Genomic DNA, 6,380 nt, shown 5'->3' on the forward strand with positions numbered 1-6,380 from the left:
CTCAGGCCGACATGGCCGCGACGAGGGAGGAGGCGAGTTCGCTGTCCTCCGCGCTGTCGACCTCGCAGTCGAGGCCGAGCTTGGCGAAGGCGGCTACCTGGCCCCAGTCGACGCCGGCCAGCAGGTGGTCGGTGTCGAGATAGCTCTGCAGCACGGCGACCTGGACGACATCGGCATAGTCGACATCGTTCGTGTCGCGGCTGAAGTTGAGATGCTGGGAGGGGATCGAGGCGATCGACTCGGGGAAGTTCCACTGGTGCAGGATGCGGTCGCCGATCACCGGGTGGACCTCGTCGATGATGAAGGTCAGGCTCTGCGGGTCCTGCAGCAGCTCCGGGTGGTTCTCGGCATAGGTCAGGATCGGCAGCGCGCCGATCTGGTGGACCAGCCCGGCGAGGGCCGCCTGCTCCGGAACCAGGGTCGTGTAGTTGCGGCTCAGCACATAGCTGATGCTCGACACCTCGAGGCTCTTGCTCCAGATCTCGTGCATCTTGCGCTCGATGATGGGCGACTTGGCGCGGAACATCTGCTCCAGCGCCAGGCCGATGGCCAGGGTGCTGGTGTAGTTGATGCCGAGGCGGCTGATCGCCATCTGCAGATCGGTGATTTCCGTGCGCGCCCGCAGCAGCGGGCTGTTGGCCACCCGGATCAGGCGGGCGGTCAGCGCGGTGTCGCTGCCGACTTCCCGGGCCAGTTCGGCGATGCCGATGTCGGGCTGCTGCACGGTCTGGCGAATCCGCAGCGCCGCCTCGGGCAGGGTGGGGAGGACCAGCTGGTCATTGCGAATGGCCTGTAGCAGTTCCCGGCTGACCGTCTCTGCAAGTCGGCTCATGGCTTGGTGTTCCTTGTCGATTCTGGGTGTGACACTGGCGGAGCGCAGGGCTTGCGCCTGGAGGCGGCAGTATTGCCGATCTGGCAGGCAAGAGCGAGCCGGCCGCCTGTCCCGGGCAATGGACAGCGCCTGCCGGCGCCCCTCCATCGGGTATTGCCGCAGGGGCTCGACGCCGAAGGCGTGGCCGATGCGCAACCCGGCCAGTTTGCCGTCCGCGCCATCGCTGTGCACGCGGAAGCCGCCATCGCGGTGCTGGAAACGTGACCTGATCCCGTTGTGCCACAGGACCCGGGCCGGCGAGACGGGCAATCAGGCCCGCCGCTGCCCTGGCCGGCGCGTCTCGTCCGTCAGAGCAGCATGACCGGCCAGCCGTGGAGGTAGGGTATGACGCAGCCATGGAGAGACAGCGCTGCCGGGCACCCATCGGCCGGCTGGCTGTTCGTGCTGCCTTCGTAGTCGCCGCCGAAAACCATCACCAGGCTGACGACCAGTGCGCCGGCCAGCCAGACATAGCCATCAATGCTCATGACACGACTCCTCTGTCTGCTCTTGTTGTTGGCGGAGGCTGTGCGGTCCGTGCGCTTGCAGGCGACACCACTCGTTGCGCTTCGGTGCACTGCATGGTGTTGCGACACGGTTCCTGTCGAGGCTCAGCTTAGCCCGCACCCGGCGGCCGCTGCATTCAGGAAAAGCGAATGATCCGTTCGCTTTATCCTGATCATGGACGGCCATGCCGCCGGTTATCTGCGCCAGTCTCCCGGGATACATGGCGGGAGTCCGGCAAGGAAGGCGGCACTCACCATCTTGCAACTTAACTGAACAACCCCTTCGCCCCGGCTGCCTGTCTTCCCCGGCGTCCCCTGCAAATAATCCGGCCCAACAGGTCAGCGGATTCGAGGAAGGGGACCATGCAGGATTTCGACGTCATAGTGATCGGCGGGGGCAATGCGGGGCTGTGCGCGGCGCTGTCGGCCCGCGAGCAGGGCGCGCGGGTGGCGCTGCTGGAGCGCGCCCCGGAGGAGATGCGCGGTGGCAACTCGGCGCACACCGGCGGCGCGTTCCGCGTCGCCTATCGCGGGGTGGACGACCTGCGCCAGCTGATGCCCGACCTGCTCGACAGCGAAATCGAGAGCAGCGACTTCGGCAGCTACACCCAGGACGACTTCTACGGCGAGCTGGCCGCGCAGAGCCAGTACCGCGCCGATCCGGAAGTGCTCGACACCGTGGTCAGCCAGAGCCTCGACACCCTGGGCTGGATGACCCGCCAGGGCGTGCGCTTCATGCCGATCTACGGTCGCCAGGCGTTCAAGGTCGACGGCAAGTACAGGTTCTGGGGCGGCCTCACCGTCGAGGTGTCCGGCGGCGGCCTGGGCCTGGTCGAGGCGCTGATGCGCCGCGCCGAGCGCACTGGCGTCGAGCTGCACTACGCCTGCCGCGCGCAGCGGATCGGCCGCGCCGACGGGCGCTGGCAGATCGAGTGCGCCAACGGCCAGCGCTTCAGCGCCGCCGGGCTGATCCTCGCCACCGGCGGCTTCCACGCCAACCTCGAATGGCGCGCCAAGTACCTGGGGCCGGGCTGGGACCTGGCCAAGGTGCGCGGCTCGCACTTCAACACCGGTGACGGCATCCGCATGGCCATGGACGTCGGCGCGGTGGCCCACGGCAACTGGTCGGGCTGCCACGCGGTGTTCTACGACGTCAATGCCCCCGAGCTGGGCGACCTCGACCTGCTCAACATGCAGAAGAACTACTTCCACCTCGGCGTGGTGGTGAACGCCGACGGCAAGCGCTTCGTCGACGAGGGCCTGGATTTTCGCAACTACACCTACTCGGGGATGGGCGCCAAGGTCCTGCAGCAGCCGGGCGGCGTCGCCTGGCAGCTGTTCGACCAGCACAGCGAGCACCTGCTGCCCGACGAGTACCGCGTGCGCCACGCCACCCGCATCCAGGCCGACAGCCTCGAGGAGCTGGCCGGCAAGCTCGAAGGCGTCAACGTCAACGCGCTGCTCGACACCCTCCGGGAGTTCAACGCCGCCGTGCGCCGCGAGGTGCCGTTCAACCCGGCGATCCGCGACGGCCGCTCGACCCAGGACCTGGCGATTCCCAAGTCCAACTGGGCCAACCCGCTGGAGCGCGGCCCCTTCGTCGCCTACGCGGTGACCTGCGGCATCACCTTCACCTTCGGCGGCCTCAAGGTGAACAGCGGGGCGCAGGTGATCGACGAGGACGGCCAGCCGATCCCCGGCCTGTACGCCGCCGGCGAGCTGGTCGGCAACCTCTACTACGTCAAGTACGCCGGCGGCGCCGGCCTCACCTCGGGTTCGGTGCTCGGCCGCATCGCCGGCGCCGCGGCCGCTGCCCAACGCTAAAAGGACATCCCATGACCATCCGCATCTGGCACCAGAGCTTCACCGTGCTCAGCGACCTCGGCGCCTACGACGCCGCCCTGCGCGCCCACTTCAGGAAGGTCGCCCGTCCCGACACGGTGATCGACATGCACGGCATGCAGCCGGGCACCTACCGCAGCAACTACCCGGGCGACGACATCAAGTACGCCGCCATCCAGTACCTGCACGGCCTGCAGTTCATGGCCGCTGGCATCAACGCCGAGCAGCAGGGCTACGACGCCTACGCCATCAGCACCCTGCCGGAGCCGGCGCTGCGCGAGATCCGCAGCCTGCTCGGCATCCCGGTGGTCGGCTACGGCGAGGCGGCGATGCTCACCGCCTGCACCCTGGGCCGTCGGTTCGGCGTGCTGGTGTTCATCGACGAACTGGCCGAGCTGGTCACCGACAACGCCCAGCGCCACGGCCTCGGCCAGCGCCTGGCCGGGGTGCGCCACGTCGGCTTCCGCTTCGCCGACGTGCTGGCCGCATTCAGCGATCCGGCCTCGCTGATCGACCGCTTCCGCAGCGCCGCCCGCGCGCTGATCGCCGCCGGCGCCGAGGTGATCATCCCCGGCGAGGCGCCGCTCAACGTGCTGCTCGCCACCCACGGCATCAGTGAGGTGGACGGCGTGCCGGTGCTCGACTCGCTCGGCGCCTGGATCAAGCAGGCCGAGTCGATGGTCGACCTGCAGCGCGCCAACGGCACCCGCACCTGCAACCGCGGCTACTTCTCCGCCCAGCCCGACCCCGAGCGGGTGCGCGAGATCTTCGCCTTCTATGGCCTGGCCCAGCGGTTTCTCGAGCCGCGCTGAGGAGCGATGAACATGAGCGAGATCCTGAATACCCAACTGCTGGTGATCGGCGGCGGCCTGGCCGGCTTCGCCGCCGCGCTGAGCGCCGCCGAGGCCGGCGTCGACGTGCTGCTGCTGGAGAAGACCGCCGCCACCGGCGGTTCCTCGGCGATGAGCGGCGGCTGCCTGGCCTTCGCCGGCACCGACCTGCAGCGCGAGCGTGGCATCGAGGATTCCTCCGAGCTGCTGTTCCGCGACCTGGTGGACGTAAGCAAGGGCGAGTGCGACGAGGCGCTGGTGCGCGCCTACGCCGACCACCAGCTGGCCACCTACGAGTGGCTCAAGGCCCACGGCGTGGTCTTCCAGCCGGTGATCGAGACCGCCTCCGGGCAGTCGGTACCGCGCGTGCACAACGTCGACCCGGCCGACATGGTGCGCCAGCTGGAGCTGGCCGCGCTGAACACCGGCAAGGTCGAGGTGCTGCGCAATGCCCGCGCCCGCCGCCTGCTGCGCAGCGCCGGCGGGCGGGTGATCGGCGCCAGCGCCGAGCGTGACGGCCAAGCGCTGGAAGTGCGCGCCGCGCGCGGGGTGATCCTCGCCTGCGGCGGCTTCGTCCACGACCGCGAGATGATCCACCGCTTCGCTCCGCTGTACGACAATGCGGTGTTCATCGGCGGCGAGGGCAATGAGGGCGACGGCCTGCGCATGGCCTGGGCGCTGGGCGCCGATGTGCGCGACATGGTCCACATCAAGGGCACCTTCGGCAAACACCCGATGGACGAGAACAACCACCACGCCTGCCTGGCCGTGTACAAGGGCGCCATCGCGGTCAACCAGGAAGGTCGCCGCTACGTCGACGAGTCGCTGTCCTACAAGCTGCTCGGCGACGCCTGCATGCAGCAGTCCTACGGCGTGACCTACCAGATCCTCGACCGCGACATCATGGAAAGCGGCGACGACCGCGTGCGCATCCTCGACTTCGAGCGCCGCCTGGAGGAGGGCCTGTTCGTCGAGGCCGATAGCCTGGAGCAGCTCGCCAAGCTGCTGGAACTACCGGTCGACGACTTCCTCGCCGAGGTGGCCGCCTACAACGCCGCGGTCAGTGCGGGCGAAACCCCGGCCTTTGGCCGCCGCCACCTGGTCCACCAGCACGGCACGCTGCGCACCATCGCCCGCCCGCCGTTCTACGCCTACCCGTCAACCGCGGCGGTGTTCGGCACCTACTGCGGCGTGAAGGTGGATGCGCAGATGCGCGTATACGACGTGTTCGGCGAGCCCATCGACGGCCTGCTGGCCGCCGGCGAAATGGTCGGCGGGCTGCACGGCGCCGCCTACATGACCGGCTCGGCGCTGGGCAAGGCGGCGATCTTCGGCCGCCTGGCCGCCGCCACCGCCTGCCACGGCTGAAGGAGGAAGGGCCGATGAACATCCTGGTACTGCTGGCCGGCGTGGCCGACGTCCGCTACCCGCTGCACGACATCCACATCGACGCCGCCGGGCTGATCGAGGAGAGCGGCCAGTCGCGCCGCCAGCTCGGCCCGTTCGACGAGGGCGCCCTGGAGCTGGCGCTCAAGCTGCGCGACGCCCGCGAGGACTGCCGCATCGAGGTGCTGGTGCTCGGCGGCAGCAACAGCGACAACCTGCTGCGCAGCGTCGCCGCCTTCAAGCCCGACCGCCAGCGCCTGCTCGACCTGCAGCCGTGCCGGCCCTGGGACGCGCGCCTGAGCGCGGCGCAGATCGCCGGGCTGATCGAGGCGGAGGGCATCCCCGACCTGCTGCTGATCGGCCGCGAGTTCGGCGACCTCGACGAGGGCAGCCTGCCGGTGCTGCTCGCCGCGTGCCTCGGCCTGCCGCTGTTCGCCCTGGCCCAGTACGCCGAATGGCAGGACGGCCGTGTGCGCCTGCTGCGCGAGCGAGGCATCCGCCAGCAGTGGCACACAGTCGCCGGCCCGCTGCTGGCCACGGTGACCAACGACCGGCGCAACAAGCTGCGCCACCCGCTGATGAAGAACGTGATGCTGGCCAAGAAGATGACCTTCGACAGCGTGACCGCCAGCGCGGCGGAAGACAGCAGCGTCCGCCTCGCCGACCTGGCCCCGGCCCGCGAAGTACCGCGCGGTGGCCAGTGCCGGCTGCTGGATGGCGACGTGCCGAGCCAGGCCCGCGCGCTGGCCGGCTACCTGCGTGGCGTGACAGAGGAGAACGCGGCATGAGCGCAGCACGCGAGATTCTGGCCCTGATCCCCCTGGCCTGGGGCGAGGACGCCCTCGACATGACCCTCGGCGCCGCCCAGCGGGTGGCCGCCGACGCCGGCCTCGGCTTCGCCGCGCTGCTGCTCGGCCGCGCCGGCGGCGAGGAGGGCGCCCGCCG

Annotated in this window: 7 protein-coding genes; 5 read left to right on the plus strand and 2 right to left on the minus strand. The window is 69.6% G+C overall.

The features are described from left to right. Nucleotide 1: 1 nt before the first annotated feature. Nucleotides 2–832: an HDOD domain-containing protein gene (locus E5198_RS13605; RefSeq protein ID WP_136490538.1), complete on the minus strand. Its 831-nt coding sequence runs from the start codon at nucleotides 830–832 to the stop codon at nucleotides 2–4. Nucleotides 833–883: 51 nt separating this feature from the next. On the opposite strand from E5198_RS13605, the gene E5198_RS13610 reads away from it, so the two are divergent. After that, on the plus strand, nucleotides 884–1,096 hold the full coding sequence (locus E5198_RS13610) for a hypothetical protein (protein ID WP_136490539.1): 213 nt from the start codon (nucleotides 884–886) through the stop codon (nucleotides 1,094–1,096). 83 nt (nucleotides 1,097–1,179) lie between these two features. Here the strand turns inward: E5198_RS13610 and E5198_RS13615 are convergent, their stop codons facing one another. Further along, nucleotides 1,180–1,359 carry a hypothetical protein gene (locus E5198_RS13615; RefSeq protein WP_136490540.1) on the minus strand — a complete coding sequence of 60 codons (180 nt, stop codon included), beginning with the start codon at nucleotides 1,357–1,359 and terminating at the stop codon, nucleotides 1,180–1,182. Between the two features lie 381 nt (nucleotides 1,360–1,740). Here E5198_RS13615 and tcuA point away from each other — a divergent pair, with 381 nt between their 5' ends. The 4 genes from tcuA to E5198_RS13635 are packed head-to-tail and all read left to right on the plus strand — an operon-like array spanning nucleotide 1,741 to nucleotide 6,223. Further along, entirely contained in the window at nucleotides 1,741–3,201 is a 1,461-nt protein-coding gene (gene tcuA / locus E5198_RS13620; protein ID WP_136490541.1) for an FAD-dependent tricarballylate dehydrogenase TcuA, read from the plus strand. Between the two features lie 11 nt (nucleotides 3,202–3,212). After that, on the plus strand, nucleotides 3,213–4,031 hold the full coding sequence (locus tag E5198_RS13625) for an aspartate/glutamate racemase family protein (RefSeq protein WP_136490542.1): 819 nt from the start codon (nucleotides 3,213–3,215) through the stop codon (nucleotides 4,029–4,031). Between the two features lie 12 nt (nucleotides 4,032–4,043). Next, complete coding sequence (locus E5198_RS13630) at nucleotides 4,044–5,417, plus strand: FAD-dependent oxidoreductase (protein WP_136490543.1); 1,374 nt, start codon at nucleotides 4,044–4,046, stop codon at nucleotides 5,415–5,417. Nucleotides 5,418–5,431: 14 nt separating this feature from the next. Further along, nucleotides 5,432–6,223, plus strand: coding sequence for an electron transfer flavoprotein subunit beta (locus E5198_RS13635; RefSeq protein ID WP_136490544.1), 792 nt, complete (start codon nucleotides 5,432–5,434; stop codon nucleotides 6,221–6,223). The last annotated feature ends 157 nt before the right edge of the window (nucleotides 6,224–6,380 follow it).

It is taken from the genome of Pseudomonas sp. A-1, from assembly GCF_004801855.1.
Taxonomy (GTDB): domain Bacteria; phylum Pseudomonadota; class Gammaproteobacteria; order Pseudomonadales; family Pseudomonadaceae; genus Geopseudomonas.

Excerpts from the sequence above, each read along its gene's own strand:
- E5198_RS13635 (WP_136490544.1), top strand. The coding sequence starts at position 5,432 with ATGAACATCCTGGTACTGCTGGCCGGCGTGGCCGACGTCCGCTACCCG.
- E5198_RS13630 (WP_136490543.1), top strand. The coding sequence starts at position 4,044 with ATGAGCGAGATCCTGAATACCCAACTGCTGGTGATCGGCGGCGGCCTG.
- tcuA (WP_136490541.1), top strand. The coding sequence starts at position 1,741 with ATGCAGGATTTCGACGTCATAGTGATCGGCGGGGGCAATGCGGGGCTG.
- E5198_RS13605 (WP_136490538.1), bottom strand. The coding sequence starts at position 832 with ATGAGCCGACTTGCAGAGACGGTCAGCCGGGAACTGCTACAGGCCATT.
- E5198_RS13625 (WP_136490542.1), top strand. The coding sequence starts at position 3,213 with ATGACCATCCGCATCTGGCACCAGAGCTTCACCGTGCTCAGCGACCTC.
- E5198_RS13615 (WP_136490540.1), bottom strand. The coding sequence starts at position 1,359 with ATGAGCATTGATGGCTATGTCTGGCTGGCCGGCGCACTGGTCGTCAGC.